17 protein-coding genes are annotated in these 22,422 nt (G+C 61.2%); 12 read left to right on the top strand and 5 right to left on the bottom strand.

Features of this window, described 5'->3' with window-relative positions:
• Window positions 1–21 precede the first annotated feature (21 nt).
• Window positions 22–909: a GntR family transcriptional regulator gene (locus K9B37_RS13045; RefSeq protein ID WP_224313507.1), complete on the bottom strand. Its 888-nt coding sequence runs from the start codon at window positions 907–909 to the stop codon at window positions 22–24.
• Window positions 910–994: 85 nt separating this feature from the next.
• On the opposite strand from K9B37_RS13045, the gene K9B37_RS13040 reads away from it, so the two are divergent.
• Window positions 995–2,173, top strand: a complete 1,179-nt coding sequence (locus K9B37_RS13040) for a C45 family autoproteolytic acyltransferase/hydrolase (protein WP_224313506.1) — start codon at window positions 995–997, stop codon at window positions 2,171–2,173.
• 62 nt (window positions 2,174–2,235) lie between these two features.
• On the top strand, window positions 2,236–3,807 hold the full coding sequence (locus tag K9B37_RS13035; RefSeq protein WP_369414302.1) for an ABC transporter substrate-binding protein: 1,572 nt from the start codon (window positions 2,236–2,238) through the stop codon (window positions 3,805–3,807).
• Window positions 3,808–3,831: 24 nt separating this feature from the next.
• Here the strand turns inward: K9B37_RS13035 and K9B37_RS13030 are convergent, their stop codons facing one another.
• The gene (locus K9B37_RS13030) at window positions 3,832–4,497 is read right to left on the bottom strand and encodes a GntR family transcriptional regulator (protein WP_224313505.1); all 666 of its coding nucleotides are present in this window, start codon (window positions 4,495–4,497) and stop codon (window positions 3,832–3,834) included.
• Window positions 4,498–4,702: 205 nt separating this feature from the next.
• Between K9B37_RS13030 and K9B37_RS13025 the strand changes: the two genes are divergently transcribed.
• From K9B37_RS13025 to K9B37_RS13005, 5 genes are read left to right on the top strand one after another with little or no spacing between them, the layout of a single operon-like run.
• Entirely contained in the window at window positions 4,703–5,572 is an 870-nt protein-coding gene (locus tag K9B37_RS13025) for an alpha/beta hydrolase family protein (RefSeq protein ID WP_224313504.1), read from the top strand.
• A 16-nt stretch (window positions 5,573–5,588) separates the two neighbouring features.
• Window positions 5,589–7,136: an ABC transporter substrate-binding protein gene (locus K9B37_RS13020; protein WP_224313503.1), complete on the top strand. Its 1,548-nt coding sequence runs from the start codon at window positions 5,589–5,591 to the stop codon at window positions 7,134–7,136.
• Between the two features lie 24 nt (window positions 7,137–7,160).
• Entirely contained in the window at window positions 7,161–8,105 is a 945-nt protein-coding gene (locus K9B37_RS13015; RefSeq protein ID WP_224313502.1) for an ABC transporter permease, read from the top strand.
• Window positions 8,102–8,917, top strand: a complete 816-nt coding sequence (locus K9B37_RS13010; protein ID WP_224313501.1) for an ABC transporter permease — start codon at window positions 8,102–8,104, stop codon at window positions 8,915–8,917. Before K9B37_RS13015 ends, K9B37_RS13010 begins: the two co-directional genes overlap by 4 nt.
• 1 nt (window position 8,918) lies before the next feature.
• On the top strand, window positions 8,919–10,586 hold the full coding sequence (locus K9B37_RS13005) for an ABC transporter ATP-binding protein (protein ID WP_224313500.1): 1,668 nt from the start codon (window positions 8,919–8,921) through the stop codon (window positions 10,584–10,586).
• 54 nt (window positions 10,587–10,640) lie between these two features.
• On the opposite strand, the gene K9B37_RS13000 is transcribed toward K9B37_RS13005, so the two are convergent.
• From K9B37_RS13000 to K9B37_RS12990, 3 genes are all read right to left on the bottom strand, one after another.
• On the bottom strand, window positions 10,641–11,966 hold the full coding sequence (locus tag K9B37_RS13000) for a GTP-binding protein (protein ID WP_224313499.1): 1,326 nt from the start codon (window positions 11,964–11,966) through the stop codon (window positions 10,641–10,643).
• A 9-nt stretch (window positions 11,967–11,975) separates the two neighbouring features.
• A complete protein-coding gene (locus K9B37_RS12995) occupies window positions 11,976–16,478 on the bottom strand; it encodes a DUF4082 domain-containing protein (RefSeq protein WP_255616567.1) in 4,503 nt (1,500 codons plus the stop codon).
• A gap of 406 nt (window positions 16,479–16,884) precedes the next feature.
• Window positions 16,885–17,316 (bottom strand): VOC family protein, encoded by a 432-nt coding sequence (locus K9B37_RS12990; protein WP_224313498.1) that lies wholly within the window; start codon window positions 17,314–17,316, stop codon window positions 16,885–16,887.
• A gap of 57 nt (window positions 17,317–17,373) precedes the next feature.
• On the opposite strand from K9B37_RS12990, the gene K9B37_RS12985 reads away from it, so the two are divergent.
• The 5 genes from K9B37_RS12985 (at window position 17,374) to K9B37_RS12965 (ending at window position 22,329) form a co-directional block, all read left to right on the top strand.
• Window positions 17,374–18,078 carry a winged helix-turn-helix transcriptional regulator gene (locus K9B37_RS12985; protein ID WP_224313497.1) on the top strand — a complete coding sequence of 235 codons (705 nt, stop codon included), beginning with the start codon at window positions 17,374–17,376 and terminating at the stop codon, window positions 18,076–18,078.
• A 71-nt stretch (window positions 18,079–18,149) separates the two neighbouring features.
• Entirely contained in the window at window positions 18,150–19,367 is a 1,218-nt protein-coding gene (locus K9B37_RS12980) for an adenylate/guanylate cyclase domain-containing protein (RefSeq protein WP_224313496.1), read from the top strand.
• Window positions 19,368–19,518: 151 nt separating this feature from the next.
• Window positions 19,519–20,361, top strand: coding sequence for a universal stress protein (locus K9B37_RS12975; protein WP_224313495.1), 843 nt, complete (start codon window positions 19,519–19,521; stop codon window positions 20,359–20,361).
• A 116-nt stretch (window positions 20,362–20,477) separates the two neighbouring features.
• Entirely contained in the window at window positions 20,478–21,896 is a 1,419-nt protein-coding gene (locus K9B37_RS12970) for an NAD-dependent succinate-semialdehyde dehydrogenase (protein ID WP_224313494.1), read from the top strand.
• Window positions 21,897–22,008: 112 nt separating this feature from the next.
• Complete coding sequence (locus K9B37_RS12965; protein ID WP_224313493.1) at window positions 22,009–22,329, top strand: hypothetical protein; 321 nt, start codon at window positions 22,009–22,011, stop codon at window positions 22,327–22,329.
• Window positions 22,330–22,422: the final 93 nt, after the last annotated feature.

Raw genomic sequence — 22,422 nt, 5'->3', positions numbered from 1 at the left:
GATAAGAAATACAGTATCAACTTACCCGGGATCCGGATCGGTCCTGGATCTGACCTGGCTCGCGCGCTCCAGATGGCGGCGCATCAGCAGGGAGGCGATCTCACGCTCATCGCGCGCGAGATAATCGAGCATCTCCATATGTTCGCGGCAGTTCACGACCACCCGCTCGAAACCGAACTTCCAGTCATATTGCGAGAAGCGCCTGAGCTGATTCTGGTGCCGGATGGCGGTATGGACGAACCGATTGCCCGATGCCGCCGCAAGACCCTCATGGAAAGCCGCATTCATCTCGAAGAAGGCGACGCTGGACGATTCCTGCCATGGGCGCTCCAAAGTCTCCGCATGGAGGCGCCGCATGTTCTCGATCCATGAGGACTCCAGGCGAAATCCCGGTTCCAGGATCCCCATCGGCTCGATCATGAGGCGGAATCGATAACTCTCGTCGTGGGTCGCCGTGTCACGCGTGCCGGTCAGGAAGCGCCAGCCGTAGCCCGGCTTTCGCTCGACCATCTCAAGATCGGCCAGCCGTGACAGGACGCGCTGTACCGTCGGCCGATTCAGGCCGTAGCGACGCATGATCTCGACTTCCGAGATGTCCTGAGGCAGCCCGGCTGTTCGATGGTCCCGCGCAATGCGGACCAGCCAATCCTCGTCCGCATCAGCGGTCGGAGCGGTGATCGACTCCGCCCGTGGGATCGCGATCAGCTCGACCCCGCGATTCGGGCGGCGGGCGACGATTCCTAAACGTTCGAGATGTTGAAGCGCCCCACGGACAGGCGTGCGCGAGACCTCGAGCCGCCGCGCCAGACTGTTCTCATTGAGCAGGTCTCCGACAGCGAGACCATCCTCATTCACCAGCTGGACGATGCGTTCGGCGAGATCCTGCTGCAATCGGGTCGGTTGCTGCACGCCAAATTTCCTCTTGCTTGTATTCTGTCATGATGAAATACAATGTACTGACGAAAAACACCAGCCCTCCGAGAAAGGCGTCCCGATGACAACACCCTGCCCGCTCATTGAAGTATCCGGCCTGCCCCGCGAGAGAGGCCGGCAATATGGCGAGCAGGCCGCAGATCGGGTCCGCCTTGGTATCGAACACTATTCCGAACAGCTTGGCAGCAACAACCTCACGGCAGAGGGCATCAAAGCGCTCGTGAAGCGCTTCGAGCCAACGATCGACCGCTTCGATCCCACTTATCTCGAGGAAATGCGCGGCATTTCCGAGGGAGCGGGCGTCGCGTTCGAGTCGGTCGTCCTCCTCAATGCCCGCACGGAGATCCTGAAGCTCGCGCAACGCCCGGCCGACGAGCGCAATGTTCCCGACGACGATCCGGACGGCTGCACCGGTGTCGTGGCTCTGCCGGAAGTCACCAAAGACGGACGCCTGATCCATGCCCAGAATTGGGACTGGAAAGTGGAATGCGCCGATACGGCAGTGGTGCTCAAGATTCGCCGGGAAGACGGGCCGGACATCCTGACTTTCACGGAGGCCGGCGCGCTGGCGCGTTCGGGTTTTAATGCTGCGGGAATCGCGATCACTGCGAATTATCTGGAAACAGATCGGGACTATCGCCGTCTCGGTGTTCCGCTGGCGCTCATCCGCCGCAAGGTTCTCGAACAGCGGCAGGTGGCGGCCTCCATGCGGGCTGTTTACGTGACGCCGAAATCCGCCGCCAACAATATGATTGTCAGCCAGGCGAACGGCATCGCGATCGATTTCGAATGCGCTCCCGATGAAACTTTCCAGGTGCATGCGGAGCGAGGACTCATCGTTCACGCCAATCATTTTCAAAGCCCGGTCGCACTGTCGAAGCTCAAGGATACGGGAATCGAGAATACCCCCGACAGCCTCTATCGCGATCTGCGGGTCCGGGCATTGATCGAGCCTCATCTCGGCCATGTCACACGGGACACGGTGAAGAATGCGCTCTTCGATGATTTCGAGACGCCGTGGTCGGTCTGCCGCCCGCCGCGCAAGAACTTGAGCAACAACCTCAGCGCCACGGTCGCGATGATCGTGATGGAGCCGATGCTCGGGCTCATGGAGGTCGCCATGCTGCCTGCCCTCAACCGCAACTTCACGACCTACAAGCTCGACATGGATATCCAAACGCCCACCAACCAGAGCGAAGCTGGATCGCCACAGGTCACATCATTCGTGAAGACCGCCTAAGCAGCGATCAACGGCTGCAGGCAATCATAACAGAGCAGGAATCAAAGGACTTCTGGAGGACCATGATGAAACTGAAGGCGAAACTCCTTCTTGCCGGATGCGCATCGGCCTTATTGGCTGTCTCAGCGTTTCCGGCATTTGCGCAGCAATCTTTGCTGCGCATCGCCCTCAATGCCGACATTCGCGGCACCAATCCCGGCGTCAACCGGGACGACAATACGGACGCGGTGGTTCTGCACGTCGTCGAGGGTCTCGTCGCCTATGGTGAGAACGCCAGCATCCAGCCTCTCCTGGCGGAATCCTACGCGATCTCCGAGGACGGGCGCTCCTACACCTTCAAGCTGCGCAAAGGCGTCAAGTTTCACAATGGCGCCGAGCTGACGGCCGAAGACGTCGTCTGGAACTGGAAGCGTTACACCGACCCGAAGACCGAATGGCGTTGCCTCTCCGAATTCGATGGCCGCGGTCGTTCGCAGGTGGAAGCGGTCGAAACACCGGATCCGCAAACGGTTGTCTTCCGGCTGACGAAGCCCGATGCGCTCTTTCTGGCGACACTTGCCCGCACCGATTGCGCCATGACCGGCATCGTGCACAAAGATTCCGTCAAGGCCGACGGAACCTGGGACAAGCCGATCGGCACCGGGCCCTTCAAGCTGAAGGAATGGCGGCGCGGCGAGTTCGTCAAGCTTTCGAAGTTCGACAGCTATGCGAATCGCAGCGAGAGCAAGCCTGATGGCTATTCGGGGTCAAAGCGCCCGCTCGTCGACGAGGTCCGTTTCCTGGTGATTCCGGACAATGCCGCCGCAAAGGCCGCCCTGCTTCGCGGCGATGTGGACGTCGTGCCGGACATTGCCAATGCGGATGTGAAGGAAATCAAGGGCAATGCCAATCTCGGCCTCTCGATTGCCCAGAACATGGGATTGAGCACGCTTCTGATCCAGACGCGCGATCCGCTCCTGTCGAGCGTCAAATTGCGGCAAGCCATCGCGGCAGCGCTCGATACGCCGCAGATCGCCCAGGCCGTCACCGAAGGTTTAGCAAAGCATAACAACTCCATCGTGCCACTGAGCTCCTCCTATCACACGGCAGCGCACGATCAGGGCTACAAGTACGACCCCGAAGTTGCAAAAAAGCTGCTACAGGAAGCGGGATACAAGGGTGAGCCGGTCACGATCCTGACCAACAAGCGCTATCCGCAGACCTTCGCATCCTCCGTCATCATTCAAGCCATGCTGCAGGCCGTCGGGATCAACGCCAATCTCGAGGTTCTGGAATGGGGAACCCAGCTCGATCGCTACAACAAGGGCAACTATCAGATGATGGCGTTCCCCTACTCCGCGCGGCTCGATCCCTCTCTCAGCTTCGAATCGGTAATGGGTCCGAAGGACAAGCAACCACGCAAGGTCTGGGACAGCCCGGAAGCACAGGCTCTCCTCGAAAAGTCGATGATCGCCTCGAAAACGGATGAGCGTCAGAAGATCTTCGACGAGTTGCATGGCCGGTTCCTGACCGAGGTCCCATTCGTCATGCTCTATAACGGCGTCGAAGCCAGCGCCTTCCGGAAGAACGTTCAGGGATATACCGCATCGGTACTCTCCAAGCCGCGCGCTTGGGAGGTCCGGATCGCGAACTGACTTCGTTCTCCGGTCAAATTAGATTCAGCCGCTCTTCCGCTCGAGCGGCTGAATCACCGAAGCCTCCTCAAGACCGCTCTGCCGGATGTGAGCGGCGAGGACGCGCCTGAGAGCGACGGCATCGCGGGCCGCCAGGGCATCGATCATCATGAAGTGTTCGCGACCTGACTGCTCGATGCGGGCCCGTGTCTTCCATTGGGTCGCGGGTGCCGACGGGCCACGACCGCGCAGTTCCATGACTATGTTCACGAGTTCCTGGTTGGAGCAGAGCTTCAGGAGACGCACGTGAAACGCGATGTTGGCGTCATATTGCTCAAGAATTGTGCCGGTCAGGATCAGCTCGTCGAATCGCGCTGCCAGACGGCGAAGATCGTCCAGGTCGGCGTCGTTGACGTTCCCGACCATGTTCTCGGCAGCGGCCGTCTCGAGGATGATTCGAACGTCGCGGATGTCGTTGGCCTGCCGACCGTCCAGGGCATGGACATGATAGCCGCGATTGGGGACATGCCGAACCAGCCTCTTCAGCGCCAGTTGGTCAAGCGCGCGGCGCACATCCATGCGTGTCGCGCCATAGCGGTTCTCGAGGTCGATCTGCTTGAGCCACGTGCCTGGCGTGAAGACCCCGGCCTGAATATCCCGTGCCATCACGTCGACGAGGCGTTCAGGAGTGGAAGCGGTTTTGACGGTCATGGGCGCAAAGGAACCTTGGTGGCATGGCTCGATGCCTCTCATACGACATCGTGCGCTATGGGCAATCCGTCTTCGGGCGTGGCCCGCGGGCGCAACGATATTTCCCCAAACGCGGCCTTTGGAAATTTCAAAATCCTATATTGCCAACCTTCGTCATAGATGCAAACATTTTGGCGCCAATTATTGAACCAATCGAGCTTGCAGAATGAATCTAGCCGTTGCCCCACCTGAAACGCCGGAAAAGGATCGAGGACGCCAGATCTATGATCTCGGCCATACGACGGTCTTTGCGAGCAAGCAGGATCCACGCTTTTCTTATTGCCTCTACGTTCCTCCGACCCTCGGCCAGGATGATGCGCCGGAACTCGTCGTCGCCATGCACGGCACGGGACGCGCCTTCATGGAATACCGCGATGCTTTTGCGGAGTTCGGTCGCTGGAACAACTGCATCATTCTCTGCCCGCTTTTTCCTGTCGGAGTCTTAGGCGACGGAAACCGGGACGGCTTCAAGTACATGGCGGAAGCGGGGATCCGATATGACGAGGTTCTTCTGTCGATCGTCGGGGAGGTCCGTGAACGCTATGGCCTCCTGGAAGATCGCTTTGCCCTCTTCGGCTTCTCGGGCGGCGGACACTTCACGCATCGCTTCCTCATGCTCCATCCGCAGCGGCTATGGGCGGCCGCCATCGGCGCTCCGGGCTCCGTAACGCTACTCGACCCGACCCGTGACTGGTGGGTGGGCATCCGTGACGTGAAGGAGCGCTTCGGCCGCACAATCGATATCGATGCGATGCGTCGCGTGCCGGTCCAGATGATCGTCGGAGCCGCCGATCTCGAAACCTGGGAAATCACTCACCGCGAGGGCGGCAAGAACTGGATGCCAGGTGCCAACGATGCCGGGCGCACCCGCCCCGAACGCCTCGATAGCCTGCGCCGCTCCTTCGAAGCGGAGGGCATCCAGGTCCGCTTCGACCTCGTCCCCAATGTGCCGCATGACGGCATGCGGGTCGTCGAGCATGTGCAGAACTTCTTCGCCGGCGTTCTGAGGAACCGGCGCCTCAACGAAAAAAACTAAGCCAAGGGATCAAACAATGAAGATATCGACCGCATCCGCTCTTGGAGCCATGCTCATCGCGGCGACGCCAGCCGCAGCCCAAACCGTGACCGTGGCATTGAACGCGGACATTCGCAGCACGAATCCGGGCGTCAATCGCGACGACAACACCGACGCCGTGGTGCTGCACATGGTGGAAGGTCTCGTCGGCTATCGGGAAAACGGGACGGTTGCGCCCCTGCTGGCAGAATCCATCCAGCTCTCTCCCGACGGGAAAACCTACACTTTCCGCCTGCGCAAGGGCGTCAAGTTTCACAACGGCGCGGAGCTGACCTCGGCGGACGTGCTGTGGAGCTGGAACCGCTACATGGATCCCAAGACCGATTGGCGCTGCCGCTCCGACTTCGACGGCCATGCCGGTCTGAAGGTCGAGAAAGTCGAGGCTCCGGACGCCAACACGGTGACGATGACCCTCGATCACCCGAGCGCTCTCTTTCTCGACTCTCTCGCTCGCACTGATTGCGGGGTGACGGCCGTCCTGCACAAGAGCTCGGTCAAGGAGGACGGCAGCTGGGACAAGCCGGTCGGAACCGGTCCATTCAAATTCGGTGATTGGCGACGCGGCGAATATGTCACCCTCACGCGGTTCGAGGATTATCAGTCGCCTCCCGGCGACAAGCCGGACGGTCTTGTCGGCGCCAAGAAGACCGTTCTGCCCGAGGTGAAGTTCCTCGTCGTGCCGGACGCCTCGACTGTGAAGGCCGCCCTCGTCTCCGGCGCCGTCGACGTCGCTCAGGTCCTGGATTCGGATGTTCCGGAACTCTCCAAGGCCAAGAGCGTGGCGGTCGGCCTCTACCCTTCTGCCACCAAGCACACGTTCCTGTTCCAGACGCGTGATCCGCTTCTGAGCAACGTGAAGCTCCGTCAGGCGATCGCGGCCGCCATCGACACACCGCAACTCGTGGCAGCGGTCTCGAACGGCAACGGCAAGCCCAACAATTCGGCCGTCGCGCTGACCTCGGCTTACTACGACGACGTCCAACGGCAGGGATATGCCTACGATCCCGCCAAGGCGCAGAAGCTGCTGAAGGAAGCAGGGTACAAGGGCGAGCCGATCAAGATCATCGCCAACAAGCGCGTCCACGTGCCGAGCTTCAACGCAGCGGTGATTGCGCAAGCCATGATGCAGGCCGTCGGCATCAATGCAGAGATCGAGGTGCTCGAATGGGCGACGCAGCTTGATCGCTACAACAAGGGCAACTACCAGATGATGTCCTTCTCCTATTCGGCACGGCTCGACCCTGCGCTCAGCTATGAGCAGTTTGCCGGTCCGAAGGACAAGCAGCCGCGCAAGGTCTGGGATGAGGCGAAGGCTCAGGAGCTGATCGAGAAGGCCTCGACCATTTCGGACGAAGCCGAACGCCGGAAAATCTTCGACGAGCTCCACAAGCTCCAGATGGAGACCACGCCGCTGATCATCTTCGCCAATGGCCAGGAAGCCTGGGCCCATACGAAGCGCGTCGAAGGCGCCGATCCGTGGGAAGGCAAGCCGCGCGTGTGGGGCGCGCGGGTCGTGACGAACTAACGAACCCACGAGAAAGGGGCGGCCATGCTGCGTTTCGCACTCAGACGGATCCTCATGGCCGTCCCGACTCTGCTGATCATGGCGGTTTCAGTCTTTGTCCTGATCCGCCTTATCCCGGGAGATCCGGCCTCGCTCATGCTCGGCGACCTCGCGGACCCCGCGAGCCTCGCCGATCTGCAAAAGCGACTGGGGCTCGACCAGAGCCTCCCGGTGCAGTTCTTCATCTGGTTCGGGAACGTGCTCCATGGCGACCTCGGGAATTCCATCACGTCGGGCCAACCGGTCCTGCCGCTGGTTTTCGATCGTTTCTGGATCAGCGCACGGATCGTGCTCGTCGCCGTCTTCATCGCAAGCCTCATCGCAGTTCCGGCCGGCGTGATTGCCGCCTGGCGGCAGAACAGCGCCCTCGATCTCGCTCTCGTGGGCTCGGCGACGGTGCTGCTGTCGATTCCGACCTTCTGGCTCGGGCTTCTGCTTCTCCTGTTCTTCGGACTGAAGCTCGAATGGCTTCCGGTCGTCGGCTACGTGTCCTTCAGGGACAATCCAACGGCGGCGCTCCTCTATATCATCATGCCGGTCATGACCCTGTTCCTTCATGAGATGGGTGTCCTGATCCGCATGGCGCGGGCGAGCACGCTCGAAGTGCTGCGGCTCGACTACATCACCCATGCCCGTGCCAAGGGTCTTTCTGAAAGCGCTGTCCTGTGGCGGCACGCCTTCAAGAATGCATTCGGCCCCACATGGACTTTGATCGGCCTGGTTCTGGGCAATCTGCTCGGCGGCATCGCGGTCGTCGAGACCGTGTTCACGATTCCGGGCTTAGGGCGTCTCCTCGTCGATTCGATCTTCGCGCGTGACTATCCGGTCATCCAGGGCTGCCTGCTCTTCGTGGCCTTCGTCTATGTGGTCGTGAACCTCATCGTCGATCTCCTCTATCCCGTCTTCGATCCAAGGGTGACTGCGGAATGAGACTACCGGCTCCCAACGCCATCCTTGGCGGTGCGATCATCGGCATCGTTGTCGTCTGCGCATTATTCGGTGCGGTCTGGACACCCTTCGATCCGCTCAAGATCAATTTCGCGGCACGCCTGCAGCCGCCTGGCCCCATCTACTGGCTCGGCACGGACGAGTTCGGTCGCGACGTGCTGAGCCGCCTGATGGCGGCTGCAGCCACGAGCGTCTGGATCAGTCTTCTGACGGTCACGGCGGCCGTCACCGCCGGGACGGCCATCGGCGTCCTGACAGGCTATCTTCGGGGCTGGACGGACCGGGTCCTCATGGCGTTCAACGACGCGCTCCTGGCATTCCCCGGCATCCTGCTGGCGCTCGGCCTGCTGGCCGTGATCGGCGCGAACAAATACGGCATCATCCTGGCCCTAGGGCTCGCCTACACGCCGTCGGTCGCGCGCGTCGTGCGCGGCACGGTTCTGTCTCTGCGCGAACGGGAATTCGTCGAAGCTTCCCGCGTGATGGGCAATTCCGAGCTCTTCACGATGGCGCGGCACATTCTTCCCAACTGCGTTGCACCGCTCACCGTCCTGGCAACCTCCATGTTCGGTTGGGTGCTTCTCTCCGAGAGTGCCCTGAGCTTCCTCGGGCTCGGCGTTCCCCCACCTGCTCCGACCTGGGGCAATATGCTGGCCAGCAGCCGCGCCTTCATCGCTCAGGCCGTGTGGCTCGGCATTTTCCCCGGCTTGTGCATTTCGCTGACGCTTCTCGGCATCAACCTTTTGGGCGACGCCCTTCGGGACAAGCTCGACCCGCGCATGCGAGGAGTCTGACATGACCGATACGAAACTGCTCAGCGTCGAGGGTTTGCGGCTCGTGGTCGCCCACAGCGGCCTGGAGGTCGTCAAGGGCGTCAGCTTTTCGGTCGCACCCGGCGAGATCGTGGGAATCGTCGGGGAATCCGGCAGCGGCAAGACGCTTGCCGCCAAGGCCATCATGAGCCTTGAGCCGCCTTCGATCCGTAGAACCGCAGGGACCATCCATTTCGAAGGCAGGGACATTGCGCAGCTCTCGCCTGCGGAGCTGAGGGAGCTGAGGGGTGCGCGGATCGGCATGGTGTTCCAAGAGCCGATGACCTCTCTCAACCCGTCGATGCTGATCGGCCGGCAGCTCGACGAGGGATTGGCGCTGCATCGCAATCTCAGCGCCGAAGAGCGCCGCGCGCTCGTTCTCGACATGCTTCGCCGTGTCGGAATCAAGGATCCTGAGGGCGCCCTCACTTCCTATCCACATCAGTTCTCCGGCGGCATGCGCCAACGCATCATGCTGGCATCGGTCATGCTCCTGCAGCCGGCCCTTCTGGTGGCGGACGAGCCCACGACGGCCCTGGATGCGGTCGTGCAGCGCGACGTTCTGGAACTCATGGTCGAGCTGACACGGGCGCGCGGCACCGCCGTGCTCATGATCAGTCACGATCTCTCGATGGTCGCCCGATACACGGACCGGATCATCGTCATGTGCCGGGGCGAGATCGTGGAGGAAGGCGCGACGGAAGAACTTCTGCGCGATCCTCGACACCCCTATACCCGCAAACTCCTCGCCGCGATGCCGCGGCGTCTGCCGACCCGGGACATTCCGCCGGCCACGACACCGATCGTGGAGGTGCGCGACCTGGTGGTCGACTACGGTGGAAAGCAGGGTTTCTTTCGCAAGGAGCCCGGCAAGCGCGCTCTGCACGGCATCAATCTGGCAATCAAGCCGCGCGAGGTCGTCGCGCTCGTCGGAGGATCGGGGTCAGGCAAAACGACATTGGGCCGTGCCATCGCCGGACTTCTGAAGCCGAGCGGCGGAGAGATCCGCTATGCCGGTCGCTCGATCGTGCCAGGCAGCGAGGGATGGAACGACTATCGCTTCAACTGCCAGATGGTCTTCCAGGATCCCTATTCTTCATTGGACCCGCGGATGACCATTGGATCGCTCGTGCTGGAGGCGCTGCGTCAAGTGCCGAACATGAGCGCACGCGACAAGATCGCGCGTGTCCACGAGGTACTTGGCGAGGTGGGTCTCGGCGAGACCTATGCGGATCGCTATCCCCACGAGCTTTCCGGGGGCCAACGCCAGCGCGTGGCCATCGCCCGGGCGATCGTGCGTCGACCCGCCTTTGTCATCGCCGATGAGCCAGTCTCGGCTCTCGACGTGACCGTGCGGGCCCAGGTACTCGACGTCTTTGCCGATCTGCAGGAGCGACACGGCTTTTCCTGCCTCTTCATCAGCCATGATCTCGGAGTAGTGGAGCAGATCGCGGACCGCGTGGTCGTCATGAAGGATGGCCAGATCGTAGAGGAAGGAGACCGCGATGCGATCTTCGACCGACCCCAGCATCCCTATACGCGCCAACTCCTGTCCGCCATTCCGGTCCTGGAAGCCACCGCAGGCGGAGGCCTGCACCTGAAGTGGCGTCTCGATGATGAAGCGAGAATGCCTGACGCCGCATTTGCATAGTGCGGCGACCGACCCGCCTCGTCCGGACCGTTGCCGGGCCGACAAGTGAGGAGTCTAGAGGGCCGAACCCATCACCGCTCGCACAAACGTGGGCTGGGGAGCAGGAGCCGGCATCGCGCTTGGAGGTGCGGGCGCCCGCGTGTGATGACCGGCCAGATCGGGCGCATCGCCGAGGCCGAGATCATCATCTTCGAGGCCTCGATAGGCGGCCTTGTCGAAATGCGTTTCCGACCCGATCAGGCATTGTTCGAGGGCCGCACGGATCTCGGCCTCCTCCATCCCCGTTCCGATGAACACGATCTCCTGCCTGCGGTCACCCCAGACAGGGTTCCAGTGTTGCTGCAGATGCTGGCGGAAGAACGGATTGCTCGGCCATTTATTCTGCGGAACCGCCGACCACCAAAGCCCCTTGAAATTGAGACGCGTCTGAGAACCGGCCACGGAATATTGCACGACGTTATCGGGCCGCGTCGCAAGCCAGAGATGGCCTTTGGCCCGGAGGAGACCCGTCCAGCGCCTGTCGAGAAAGGCCTTGAGCCGTCCCGGGTCGAAAGGTCGGCGAGCGCGGAAGACGAAGCTTGAAATACCGTACTCTTCCGTTTCGGGCGTATGATAAGCCCGTCCATAGAGTTCCTTGAACCAGAGCGGGTGAGTGGCGGCCTTCCCCTCTCGGAACAGGTGGGTATCGAGGACACAGTCTAGAGCCACCTGGCCGAAATCGGTCTCAAGGACGACGGCATCGGCGTTCAAGGCCCGCACGATGCGATGAACTCTTTGCCTTTCGGCTTCGTCGACGGCCGAAATCTTGTTGATGACGATCAGATCGGCGAACTCGATCTGATCAACCAGCAGGTCGGCAAGAGTCCGCTCATCATCCTCGGTCGCGGCCGGCCCGCGTTGCCGTAGCAGATCGACACTGTTGACGTCGTTGGTCAGGCTATAGGCATCGATGACGGTCACGACCGCATCAAGCCGCGCAACATCTGCAATCGAGAACCCCTCCTCGCTCCGAAACGAGAATGTCGCAGCGATCGGCAGCGGTTCGGCGATACCCGTGGCCTCTATCAGCAGGTAGTCGAACCGCTTCTCTCCCGCCAGCCGCGCGATCTCTTTGTGAAGATCGTCCCGAAGGGTGCAGCAGATGCAGCCGTTCGTCAGTTCGACCAATTGCTCGGTGGTGTGTGACAGATCCGCGCCACCACCCCGGATCAGGTCCGCGTCGATATTGATCTCGCTCATATCGTTGACGATGACGGCGACGCGCTTCCCGTCACGGTTGTTGAGAATGTGATTCAGTAGCGTCGTCTTGCCGGCCCCGAGGAAGCCGCACAGGACAGTTACGGGCAGAAGAGCATCTCGTCCGGTCGTCGATACAGGCATTGCGCTTCCTCAAACCGTCTGCGCGTTGAACAGGACATCCACGAAATAGTTCGTGGACCTGTAGCTGTTCGTCGGGAAGAGTGCCGACGAGCCATAGGCGTAGACGCCGTTGCTTCCGGAAGGAGCGCTGATCGGCCCGCTGCTTACCGGTGACGTGAAATAGTTGCTCGTCGACGCGTAGTAGCCGTTGCTGTGATAAGAGACGATATAGGTCTCATTGGCATTGATGCTAATCGGGCTCGTGAAGGACGCCGTCTGCCAGCCACTGGCGGTCTCGTTCTGAAACGTGACGGTGCCGAGCAGCGTTCCGGTCGATGTCCAAAGGTGGCCTTCATGCGCTCCCACGTCGCCGGCACCTTTATAGTAGGTGATGCCGCTGACCGTGCCGGCAGTGGAAGTCTGAAACTTCATGCCGAGCTCGACGGAGTTCCGGTCGTTGTTCGATACGACCTCGGGTGTCGCCGATGTGGAGAACAGCGAGACAGGCAGCTGGCTCTCGTTGATTACGGAAAGGCTGACATTGGCCGATGCGGTTCCACCATTGCCGTCCGAAACCGTATAGGTGAAACCGGCATTGCCGACATATCCGGCTGTCGGTGTGAATGTCACCGTCTTGGCCTGCGCGTCATATGAAACGCTGCCGTGGCTTGCACCGCTGACGCCGGAAATCGTCAGAGTATCGCCATCGGGATCCGTGTCGTTGGCAAGGAGCGTGGCAGCCGAGATCGTCAACGTGCTGTTGCGTACGGTCGTGAAGCCGCTATCGGCATTCGCCACCGGGGATTGGTTCACAGCCGGCGATCCATTGAACAGCACATCCACGAAATAGTTCGTCGAGCCGTAGCTATTCGTCGGGAAAAGACTGGAGGTGCCATAGGCATAGACGCCGTTGGCGCCGCCGGGGGCGCTGAGCGGCCCATTGGTCACCGTCGACGTGAAATAGTTCGAGGTAGAGGCATAATAGCCGTTGCTGTGATAGGAGACGACGTAGGTGGTGCCCGCGCTGATGTTGATCGGGTTGGAGAAGGTGGCCGTCTGCCAACCGCTGGCGGTCTCGTTCTGGAAGGTGACGCTACCGAGCAGGGTGCCGGTCGAGGTCCACAACTGTCCGGTATGCGTCCCCGTATCTCCGGTCCCTTTATAGAACTTGATACCGCTCACCGTGCCCGCGACCGAAGCCTGGAACTTCATGCCTAGCTCGACGGAGTTCCGGTCGTTGGTCGAGAGCACTGCCGGTGTCGCCGATGATGAGAACAGCGAGACGGGAAGTTGGCTCTCGTCGATCACGGAAAGGCTGACATTGGCCGACGATGTCGCGCCATGCTTGTCCGCGATTGTGTAGGTGAAGCTGGCTGCACCGGTATAGCCAGCGGTTGGCGTGAATATTACCGTCCTGGTCTGAGAGTCGTATACGACGCTGCCGTGATTTGCTCCACTCACGCCCGTGATCGTAAGGGTATCGCCGTTGGGATCGGTATCGTTGGCGAGGAGCGTGGCGGCCGTGATCGTCAAGGCGTTGTTGCGCAGCGTCTTGAAGCCGCTGTCGGCATTTGCCACGGGCGGCTGTTGCGGACCACCGTCGAAAATGACGTCCACGAAGTAATTGGTGTTGCCGCCGCTCGAATTCGGGAAGAGGGCGCCATCTCCATAGGCGAAGACAGCTGCGCCGACCGGTGCCGTAAGAGGGCCCGAAGTCTTTGGGGTTGTGAAGTAGTTGCTCGTCGATGGATAGAACCGGGTGTGGTAGGACGCCACATAGGTCACACCAGCCGAGATGGCGATCGGGGCGGAGAACGTCGCGGTCTGCCAGCCGGAATAGGTCATGTCGTCGAAGGTGGCCGTTCCCAGGAGAGTGCCATCCGACGACCAGAGATGAGCCACCCGGTCACCCAGGATCTGCGCCGGCTTATAGAACCGGATGCCCGTGATGTAACCGTCCGTGGAGCTCGAGAACTTCATGCCGAGTTCGACGCTCTTCCCATCTACGTTGAACATGGTCTCGGGCGCGTCGGAGAAATTGAACAGGCTCTCGGTGAACGAGGGCTTGACCGTGATGGCGACGGGTGCGGTCGCAGCACCGATATTGACGCTGTCGTCGACCGCACGGGCCACCACCTGATAAGTCCCGCTATCCTGCGTATACCAGGTATAGGTCCAGTTCTCACGGCCCGTCGCCTTGCGCCATGTCGTGCCACCGTCCGTCGAGACCTCCACGCCCGCGACGATGCCGCCGCCGAGGTCTGCGGCAGTACCGCTGATCGTGATCTTCTGTCCTTCCCGGATTTCGCTGGTTCCATTCGGGAATGTCAGTGTCGTGGTCGGACCTGTATGGTCCGTCGAGGCCGAGGCCATGACGAGGCTGGCCTGCAGGGTCTCAGGCTGCACGCCCATATCCGCGAACAGGTTCACCATCGCTTGCTGGACATTAGGATCGGCGGGACCCGGCTCTATCGAATTGTTGGGGTCAAGTCCCCACGACCAATAGACCGTGCCGGCACCGAACACGAGCGCGCCGCTCGCCGCGCGATAAAGCGTGAGGCTGTGCGTGGCCGTGCCAGGTCCAACCGTCGACCCGTAGTCCTGAAGGAGCGTGTTGACGCTGACCGTCGACAGGGAAAGGTTGATCAGTCCTTCGGGCCGGAAGCCATTCTCGACATCGGAATCCCACTCATAACCGAGGAGATTCTGAACGAGCGAGGCACTCTCCCCGGGCTGCAGATTCGCAATGGAGGTGTTTTTCCAGAACCGCAGCTGCGACATGTCATAGGGGATGGTGATCGTATCTCTGCGATAGGAATCCACCATGAACATGGTGCCGGTGAGAGAATTCTCCGGCTCTTGTCCCGGATCGGCGAAGCGCGGGTCCCGCCACGTGCCGGTGTTGACGTCCGACGGGTCGATATCCGCCTGAGCGAGAGTCTGTTTGTAGGTGACCATGGTACGGTAAGGAGTGCCCGTACCGTCGATGCTGGTTTCCCAACGAATCTTCCAATAGGCCTCGTTCCCGCTCCAGAAAGCGAGATTCACACCGGCATCGCGGGCCGCCTCCACATTCGCACGCTGCTCGCCCGACCAATATTCGTCGTGGCCGACGGACAAGAAGATCTTGCTGTTGAGGAGCTGGGCGCCGTCGCGGGATGAATCGACGCCGGAAATGTAGTTGATGTCGTAGCCGTTCTGCTCGAGCCAGCGAATGGCCGGATACTCGGCGCCGAAAATGAAATCCCACGGTCCGCCGCGAGGACTGCTGGTCGTGATGAACGGCCGATTATAGCTGACCGCATAAGCACGGCCGATCGCAGTGAGACCGCAGCTGCAGTTCGGCGGAATGTAGGAGATCATGTCCTCGGGATTAAGCGGAACATCGCCGACATAAAGGCTTGCCCCGCCCCAGGCGTTGTAAGCCTGCCACGTGGTGTCCGAGGTCTGGAAGGTGATGTCGCTCTTGTCCTCATCGTTGCGGACGATGAAGGGAATGATGTTCTGGCCGGGCGTCCCGTCTTCTCGTACCAGCTTTGCGAAGTACACGCCCGAAACCGCATCCTCCGGAACATCCCAGCTCGCGGACACGGACCAGTTGCCGCAATCGATGAGACCGAGCGAATAGTCGACGATCGGATGCGGCTGGATCTGCGCGGTGGCCAAATCCTTCTCGATCGTCTTGACCTTTCGGGCTCCGGCGCCGTCGTAATAGCCCAGGCGATAGATATCGATTCGGTAGTTGGTGGAGTCGGTTGCGATCTTGAAATCGATCGTGCTGCCGTGATTGACGCTGATATTGGTGGCGAAACCCTGGATGTTGTTGTCGCCCACTCCGTTCGGGAGTCCCCATTCGCTTTCCGGCGAGCCCTGCTGTTGGTTCTCGAGGACGATGGCATTGGGAGAGGTATTCGTGAGGCCTTGCGTCGAGGTCTGACCGGTCGTCGTGGTAGCCGTGCCTGATACAGTTGTTGCCTGCGTCACAGTTTGTCCGGCAGCGGTCTCGCCGAAAACCGGCGCGTCTTCGAGACTGCCGGTTCCCGCTCCGCCGGGAGCCGGAGAAGGAGCTGGAATGGCCGAGGCAGGAGATGCCGGACCGGAGGCGGAGGCCGGGAGAGCAGCCGGTGTCATCATGGACACGACGGCCGGCGCATTCACCACCACCGCCGCTGGAAGCGACGTCCTGGCGCTGAAGGATGCGAACGGCTCGATCCGGGGCAGGCCATGGACATCAGCCGTTGGCGTCTGAAGCGGATCGAGATGGCTGGCCGGCCTCTCGATGGTCAGGTTATGGGGGCCTGCCCCTGCCGCGTCGCCATGCGAGTCGCCGTCCTGATGGGATGATGGGACGCTGTTCGTTCCGGAGAGGAATCCAAGGCTCGCGGAGCCCTTTACGGCCCGCGCACCCAAGTCCGCTGAGGTGGTGGAATCCTTGCTTTGAGTGTCGAGACCTGCATCCTCGTCCGTTCCTGATCGGAGGAAACGAAGGCGCCGCAACATGTTATGGAGCAGCTGGTCGTCCGTGATGAGCATCGCGGTCCCTCATGCAAATCCAAGCAGGCGACCGGCTCCGGCGCTGCCGCTGAACCTCCAGGGTATGCGGGACTCATCAACCTCAGCAGGCGGGCAATGGTAGATCACACCTTACGGGTAGATTCCGCATGCAGGACGGAATTCACCTCCTCTTTTCTCGCCAATCTCACAGCCCTTTGGAAATTCGGGATTGTTTCCAATGCATCCGTGGTCTCAATAGGATTATTGCGCGGGGCGTCGGAAGAAAGCCCGTCAGGTTTATTCTCCGTCAGGTGCGGCGGCACTCCATGCTCGGACGCTCAGGCAGCCACCGAAACATACTGAGCTTCGGTGTGCTTGCCTGCACGATGCCTCGGTCTGAGGGAGCAACCTGTTGAGGTCACTCCTTCTTCATTTGCGTATGGCGTCAGGCCGACGCCATCTCGGCCTGGGCGTTCTGGAAAGCTGCGACGTCCATCCACATCACTTCCCAGATATGCCCATCGAGGTCCTCGAAGCTGCGGCCGTACATGAAGCCGTAGTCCTGCTTCGGGCTGGGATCGATAAGGCCACCCGCGCTCTCGGCCTTGGCTATCGTGGCATCGACCGCATCGCGGCTTTCCGCCGACACACAGATCAACACTTCGCTGGTCCGCTTGGCGTCGGCGATGGCCTTGGGCGTGAATTGACGGAACTTGTCATGGGTCAGGAGCATCACATGGATGGTCTCGGAGAGGACCATGCAAGAGGCGGTGCCGTCGCAGAATTGCTCGTTCTTGGTGACGCCGATGGCCTCATAGAAAGCGGTCGCACGTGCGAGATCGCTGACGGGAAGATTCAGGAAGATCAGCTTGGTCATGGGATTTCCTCTATGTCGGTTTGACACCTATGCCGCAGAGAGTTATAAAAAGCAACTATGAAGTTAGAAAAAATAACTAACAGCCCTAAACCGCCTTCGAAACGCCAGTACGACGACGCCTGCGCTACCGCACATGCGCTCGATCTCGTTGGGGAGCGATGGGCTCTCCTCGTGATCCGCGAACTCATGCTCGGGCCAAGGCGTTTCAGCGATTTGCGGAGCAATCTTCCCGGCATCAGCGCAAATGTCCTGACGCAGCGCCTCAAGGGCCTGGAGGCGGCTGGCATCGTCGTCCGTCGCAAGCTTCCCCCGCCGGCGGCTACCCAGGTCTACGAACTGACGGAATGGGGTTACGAGAGCGAGCCTATCTTCCAGGCTCTCGGCCGCTGGGCTGCCCGTTCGCCGATGCATGATCCGAGCCTTCCCTTCAGCGCCGTGTCATTGATGCTGTCCCTGCGAACGATGCTGGATGCGCAAAAGGCCGGGACACTCGACGCGCGGATCGGCTTTCACATTGGGGAGGAGACCTATCTCGCGCATGTTGTTCAGGGACGCATCGATATTCGCCGCGGCACCATCGACAGCGCCGATCTTGTCCTGACGGGGACGGCCCCGGCAATTGCGCGCGCCATCTATGCAGGCCATTCGATTGTTCAGCTGGAGCAGGAGGGCATCCTGCGCACCGAGGGAAACCGGTCTCTCGCCGACCAGTTCGTCTCCCTATTCCCTCTGCCCTCGAAGGCGGATATGCCGCTCGCCTGAAGCGAGCCGCTTGCCCTCCACCCCGGGCGCCCACCATGATGGAGCCGGTTCGGGCCTGTCAGGAGGTCTCAATGGATGCTGCCCAGGCGACACAGATCGTGGAATGGGTGACCGCGTCAGGACTGAGCGGCATGGCCGAAACGGAGCTTCTGCCGGAGTTCTGCCGCCGCCTGCTGGAAGCGGGTCTACCCATCAAGCGCGCCAATATGGGCATCGACACGCTTCACCCGGTCTATGAGGGCCGTGTCTTTCGCTGGATTCATGAGGCCGAGTTCGTGCCGGTCTCGGAATATGGCCGTCTTAGCGAAGGCACCGAAGCGGAGGCCCTGTGGCGGCGCAGCCCCTACTTCCATCTCTATCAGAAGGGCGAAGAGCTTCTGCGTCGCCGGATCGGCCCCGAGCATCCCGTCGACTTTCCCATTCTCCAGGATCTGCATGGCCACGGCCAGACCGACTATGTCGCCCTGATGCAGCGCTTTGCGGCCCAAGGCGTGATCGGCGAGATGGACTGTATCTTCTCGTCCTGGACGACGGATGTTCCGGGAGGCTTTTCCGACGAGGATCTGGCAGGCCTGCGCCGGCTTGTTCCTGCCCTCGCCCTCGCGATGAAATGCAGTTCCCTGACCCGGATCGCCGAAACCCTGGTCGAGACCTATCTCGGCCGCGATGCCGGCCGACGCGTGCTGAGCGGCAAGATCGCACGGGGCATCACGGATCGGATCTGGGCTGTGCTGTGGTTCAGCGATCTGCACGGCTTCACCCGCATCGCCGAAACCTCCGAGCCGGAGCAGATCATCCCCTTCCTGAACGACTATTCCGAGGCGATCATTTCCTCGATCCACGATTCCGGAGGCGATGTCCTGAAGCTCATCGGCGACGGAACGCTGGCGATTTTCAAGACCGAGGATCAGGAACTCGCCTGCCATCAGGCGCTGGCGGCCGTGGACGCCATGCGCGAGAAGATCAAAATTCTCAACGAGGAGCGGCTGTCGCGCGGGCTTCCCGTCACGGATGCCTATTTGGGCCTTCATATCGGCGAGGTGTTCTACGGCAATATCGGCAGCCGCGAGCGCCTCGACTTCACGGTCGTCGGACCCGCCGTCAACGAGGTCAGCCGGATCGCCGCTCTTTGTCATTCCGTTGAAAGAGACGTCCTCGTATCGTCTGCCTTCGCAGCTGCGGTCCAGGAAAGCGATCGCGCGCAATTCGTCTCGGTCGGCCGCTATGCCCTGCGCGGGGTCAAGCGATCGCAGGAATTGTTCACCCTGGAAAGTTCCCTCTCCGACTGACGCGAACCTGTGTCATGCGCCATGCATAGGAATCAGGTCAGGCTTTGCGCAGGATCAAGGACAGAACGGCCGAGCTGGTGTTGAATAGGAAAGATGAATGCGTCGATCGGCGAGGCGTCGGAGCCTCGCCTGGCGCTCTATGGAGAGCATCATGATCAAGGATATTCTGGTTCACCTGGATGGCAGCACGGACGATGAGCTTCGTCTGGCGCATGCGGAGGCCATCGCATCAGCGAATCAGGCTCATGTGACCGGGCTCTTCACGAACGTTCTCCCGGATATCGCTTCTTTGACTCCCATGGATGGCGCCTCGGTCGCCGGCGTCGTCGCCGAACTCGAAGACGACGCGAGACGCTCCGGCGACCGAATCGAGCAGCGCCTGGCCGAGCGCTTCTCGCGCCTTGCTATGCCCAACAACATCCGCCGCCTCGACGGAACGCCCGGCCAGCTCGTCGGCCAAGTCGTTTCGGAGGCCCGGCGCTCCGATCTCTTTGTGGCGACGCGGCCCTATGACAGCAACGGATCAGCGCAGTGGGACGATCTGTTCGAGGCCGTGCTTTTCGGGGGCGGACGCAGTATCTATGTGGTCCCACCCGGTCGCCAACCGTCCGATTCCGTTCGCCGCATCCTGGTCGCCTGGCGCGACAGCCGCGAAACGGCGCGAGCGATCGGCGAAGCGGCACCCCTGATCGAGAAAGCGGTCCGGACACGCGTACTGGTTGTCGATCCGCCGATGGCGTCCGATGGAACGCCCGCTCTGGATATCGAAATCGCACAGCATCTCGACCGCTATGGCACCAAGGTCGAGGTCGATCTCGTTGCCAGCGAGGGGCGCGCAGTCTCCGATGTCATCCTCGATCAGGCCCGCCGCATGTCTGCTGATCTCATCGTCATGGGTGGCTACGGACATTCGCGAGCCCGGCAGTGGATCCTCGGCGGAACGAGCCGGGACATGCTGGAGCATGGCGACTGTCCGGTTTTGATGGCTCATTGACGAGCGCAACCTGGTCGGTTCCTTTGGAGGAACCGACGACCGGCCGCAGGCTTATGGAGACACCGAAGCGGCCCGGTCCGAACAGACCGGGCCGTCTCTTCCGAAAGGAGGCCGCCATGGCCGAGAGTTCCCTGTCCGATCGTCGCTCCTCTGCCAGTGCAAGGCCCCGCTTCGAGACGATAGATCCTTCGACCGGCAAGCCGGGGCGTCAATACGAAGGCCATACCGTCGCGGAGGCGGTGGAGATTGCAAGGCAAGCGCGCAAAGCCTTCGAGAGCTGGCGCAGCATGTCCTTTGCAGACCGCGCCGGCCTTATGCACGAGGCCGCTCGCGTGCTGCGCCGGCGGAAGGAAGAATTCGCCGAGATCATGACCGCGGAGATGGGCAAACTCATTGCCGACGGACGCGCGGAGATCGAGAAATGTGCCTTCAATTGCGACTATTTCGCCGACAATGCGGAGACATTTCTCAGTCGCCGGCCCGTCGACTTTGAAGGACACAAGGCCTTCGTGACATTCAATCCGATCGGCACGGTGCTCGCCATCATGCCGTGGAATTTTCCATTCTGGCAGGTCTTCCGGTTCGCCGCCCCCACGCTGATGGCAGGCAACACCGCCGTTCTGAAACACGCCAGCAACGTCCCGGGCTCGGCGCTCGCCATCGAAAGCGTCTTCCGCGACGCCGGCTTTCCAGAGCACGTATTCCGGACGCTTTTGATTCCGAGTGCGAGCGTCCAGACTCTGATCGAAGACCCTGCCATCGCGGCCGTGACGCTGACGGGCAGCGTCGAGGCCGGTCGTCGCGTTGCCAGTGCTGCGGGTGCAGCGCTCAAGAAGAGCGTGCTCGAACTCGGAGGTTCCGACGCCTATCTGGTGTTGGAAGATGCCGATGTCGCGGCGGCAGCGAAAGTCTGCGCAACTGCGCGAATGGTGAATGGTGGGCAGAGCTGCATCGCTGGTAAGCGCTTCATCGTTGTACGTTCGGTGCGAGAAGCCCTCGAGCGCTCCCTGACGAGCGAAATGGAGCGCTACGCGATGGGAGATCCGCGCAGCACCGATACGAAGCTCGGTCCGATGGAGAGCGTCAAGGCCCGCGATCAGATTCATGATCAGGTTCGCCGCAGCCTCGACAAGGGTGCACGTCTCCTGACTGGCGGCCAGATTCCGGATCGCCCCGGCGCCTGGTATCCACCGACGATCCTCACCAACGTGCAGCCTGGCATGCCTGCTTATGACGATGAGGTATTCGGTCCCGTCGCTGCAATCATCGAAGCAGAGGATGAGGATGATGCGATCCGGATCGCGAACGGCTCGGCCTTCGGTCTCGGATCGGGTGTTCTCACGCGTGATCTTGCCCGTGGCGAGCGAATCGCTGCAGATGCGCTGGAAGCCGGCATGAGTTTCGTGAATGGAAATGTGCGCTCCGATCCGCGCATGCCCTTCGGCGGCGTCAAGCACAGTGGCTATGGTCGCGAGTGCTCGGATTTGGGGATCCACGAATTCGTCAATATCAAGAGCGTCGTTGTTTTTCCTTAGACTCTTGACTTGACGACGCTCGTGCGCCTCATGAATCGTCGATTCGGATACATGCTCGGAACCCGATCCTTTCTATGAGCGTTCCCGCCGGGACATTCATGAAGGATTTTCGATGCGCCGCTTGCTTCTCGCTTTCGTGCCGCTGACGGCACTCGCCCTGTCGCCCACGCTTGCCATGGCTCAGGCCGCCACCGCCGCGGGTGCGGGCACGGGCGCTCTGGCTGGTGCTGTCGTTGGAGGCCCGGTTGGTGCGGCAGTCGGCGGCGTGATCGGAGGTGTCGTTGGCGCTTCAGCGGAACGTCCGCGTTATCGTGTGTCGCATGCACCGCGCCGGACGGTTGTCAGGCGTTACACCGTCGCTCCACGCAATGTTCACCGCACGCAAGCTTCTCCAATGCGCAAGGAAAGCCGCGCGTTTCGGCCTCTTGGATAAGGTATTACGCGTCACAGCATTCGCAGTTGCCGTAAGGTAACACACGGTCGAAAGCATGCATCTTCGTCTGCAAAGCGCTGGACGTCGAGACCT

It is taken from the genome of Microvirga puerhi, from assembly GCF_020089865.1.
Lineage (GTDB): Bacteria > Pseudomonadota > Alphaproteobacteria > Rhizobiales > Beijerinckiaceae > Microvirga > Microvirga puerhi.
Note: the sequence above shows the minus strand (reverse complement) of the source record. Positions and strands in the feature narration are given on the sequence as shown.

What these genes read in the sequence shown, in the direction of transcription:
- K9B37_RS13040 (WP_224313506.1), top strand. Translation starts at nt 995, where the DNA reads ATGACAACACCCTGCCCGCTCATTGAAGTATCCGGCCTGCCCCGCGAG.
- K9B37_RS13035 (WP_369414302.1), top strand. Translation starts at nt 2,236, where the DNA reads ATGATGAAACTGAAGGCGAAACTCCTTCTTGCCGGATGCGCATCGGCC.
- K9B37_RS13030 (WP_224313505.1), bottom strand. Translation starts at nt 4,497, where the DNA reads ATGACCGTCAAAACCGCTTCCACTCCTGAACGCCTCGTCGACGTGATG.
- K9B37_RS13025 (WP_224313504.1), top strand. Translation starts at nt 4,703, where the DNA reads ATGAATCTAGCCGTTGCCCCACCTGAAACGCCGGAAAAGGATCGAGGA.
- K9B37_RS13020 (WP_224313503.1), top strand. Translation starts at nt 5,589, where the DNA reads ATGAAGATATCGACCGCATCCGCTCTTGGAGCCATGCTCATCGCGGCG.
- K9B37_RS13015 (WP_224313502.1), top strand. Translation starts at nt 7,161, where the DNA reads ATGCTGCGTTTCGCACTCAGACGGATCCTCATGGCCGTCCCGACTCTG.
- K9B37_RS13010 (WP_224313501.1), top strand. Translation starts at nt 8,102, where the DNA reads ATGAGACTACCGGCTCCCAACGCCATCCTTGGCGGTGCGATCATCGGC.
- K9B37_RS13005 (WP_224313500.1), top strand. Translation starts at nt 8,919, where the DNA reads ATGACCGATACGAAACTGCTCAGCGTCGAGGGTTTGCGGCTCGTGGTC.
- K9B37_RS13000 (WP_224313499.1), bottom strand. Translation starts at nt 11,966, where the DNA reads ATGCCTGTATCGACGACCGGACGAGATGCTCTTCTGCCCGTAACTGTC.
- K9B37_RS12995 (WP_255616567.1), bottom strand. Translation starts at nt 16,478, where the DNA reads ATGCTCATCACGGACGACCAGCTGCTCCATAACATGTTGCGGCGCCTT.
- K9B37_RS12990 (WP_224313498.1), bottom strand. Translation starts at nt 17,316, where the DNA reads ATGACCAAGCTGATCTTCCTGAATCTTCCCGTCAGCGATCTCGCACGT.
- K9B37_RS12985 (WP_224313497.1), top strand. Translation starts at nt 17,374, where the DNA reads ATGAAGTTAGAAAAAATAACTAACAGCCCTAAACCGCCTTCGAAACGC.
- K9B37_RS12980 (WP_224313496.1), top strand. Translation starts at nt 18,150, where the DNA reads ATGGATGCTGCCCAGGCGACACAGATCGTGGAATGGGTGACCGCGTCA.
- K9B37_RS12975 (WP_224313495.1), top strand. Translation starts at nt 19,519, where the DNA reads ATGATCAAGGATATTCTGGTTCACCTGGATGGCAGCACGGACGATGAG.
- K9B37_RS12970 (WP_224313494.1), top strand. Translation starts at nt 20,478, where the DNA reads ATGGCCGAGAGTTCCCTGTCCGATCGTCGCTCCTCTGCCAGTGCAAGG.
- K9B37_RS12965 (WP_224313493.1), top strand. Translation starts at nt 22,009, where the DNA reads ATGCGCCGCTTGCTTCTCGCTTTCGTGCCGCTGACGGCACTCGCCCTG.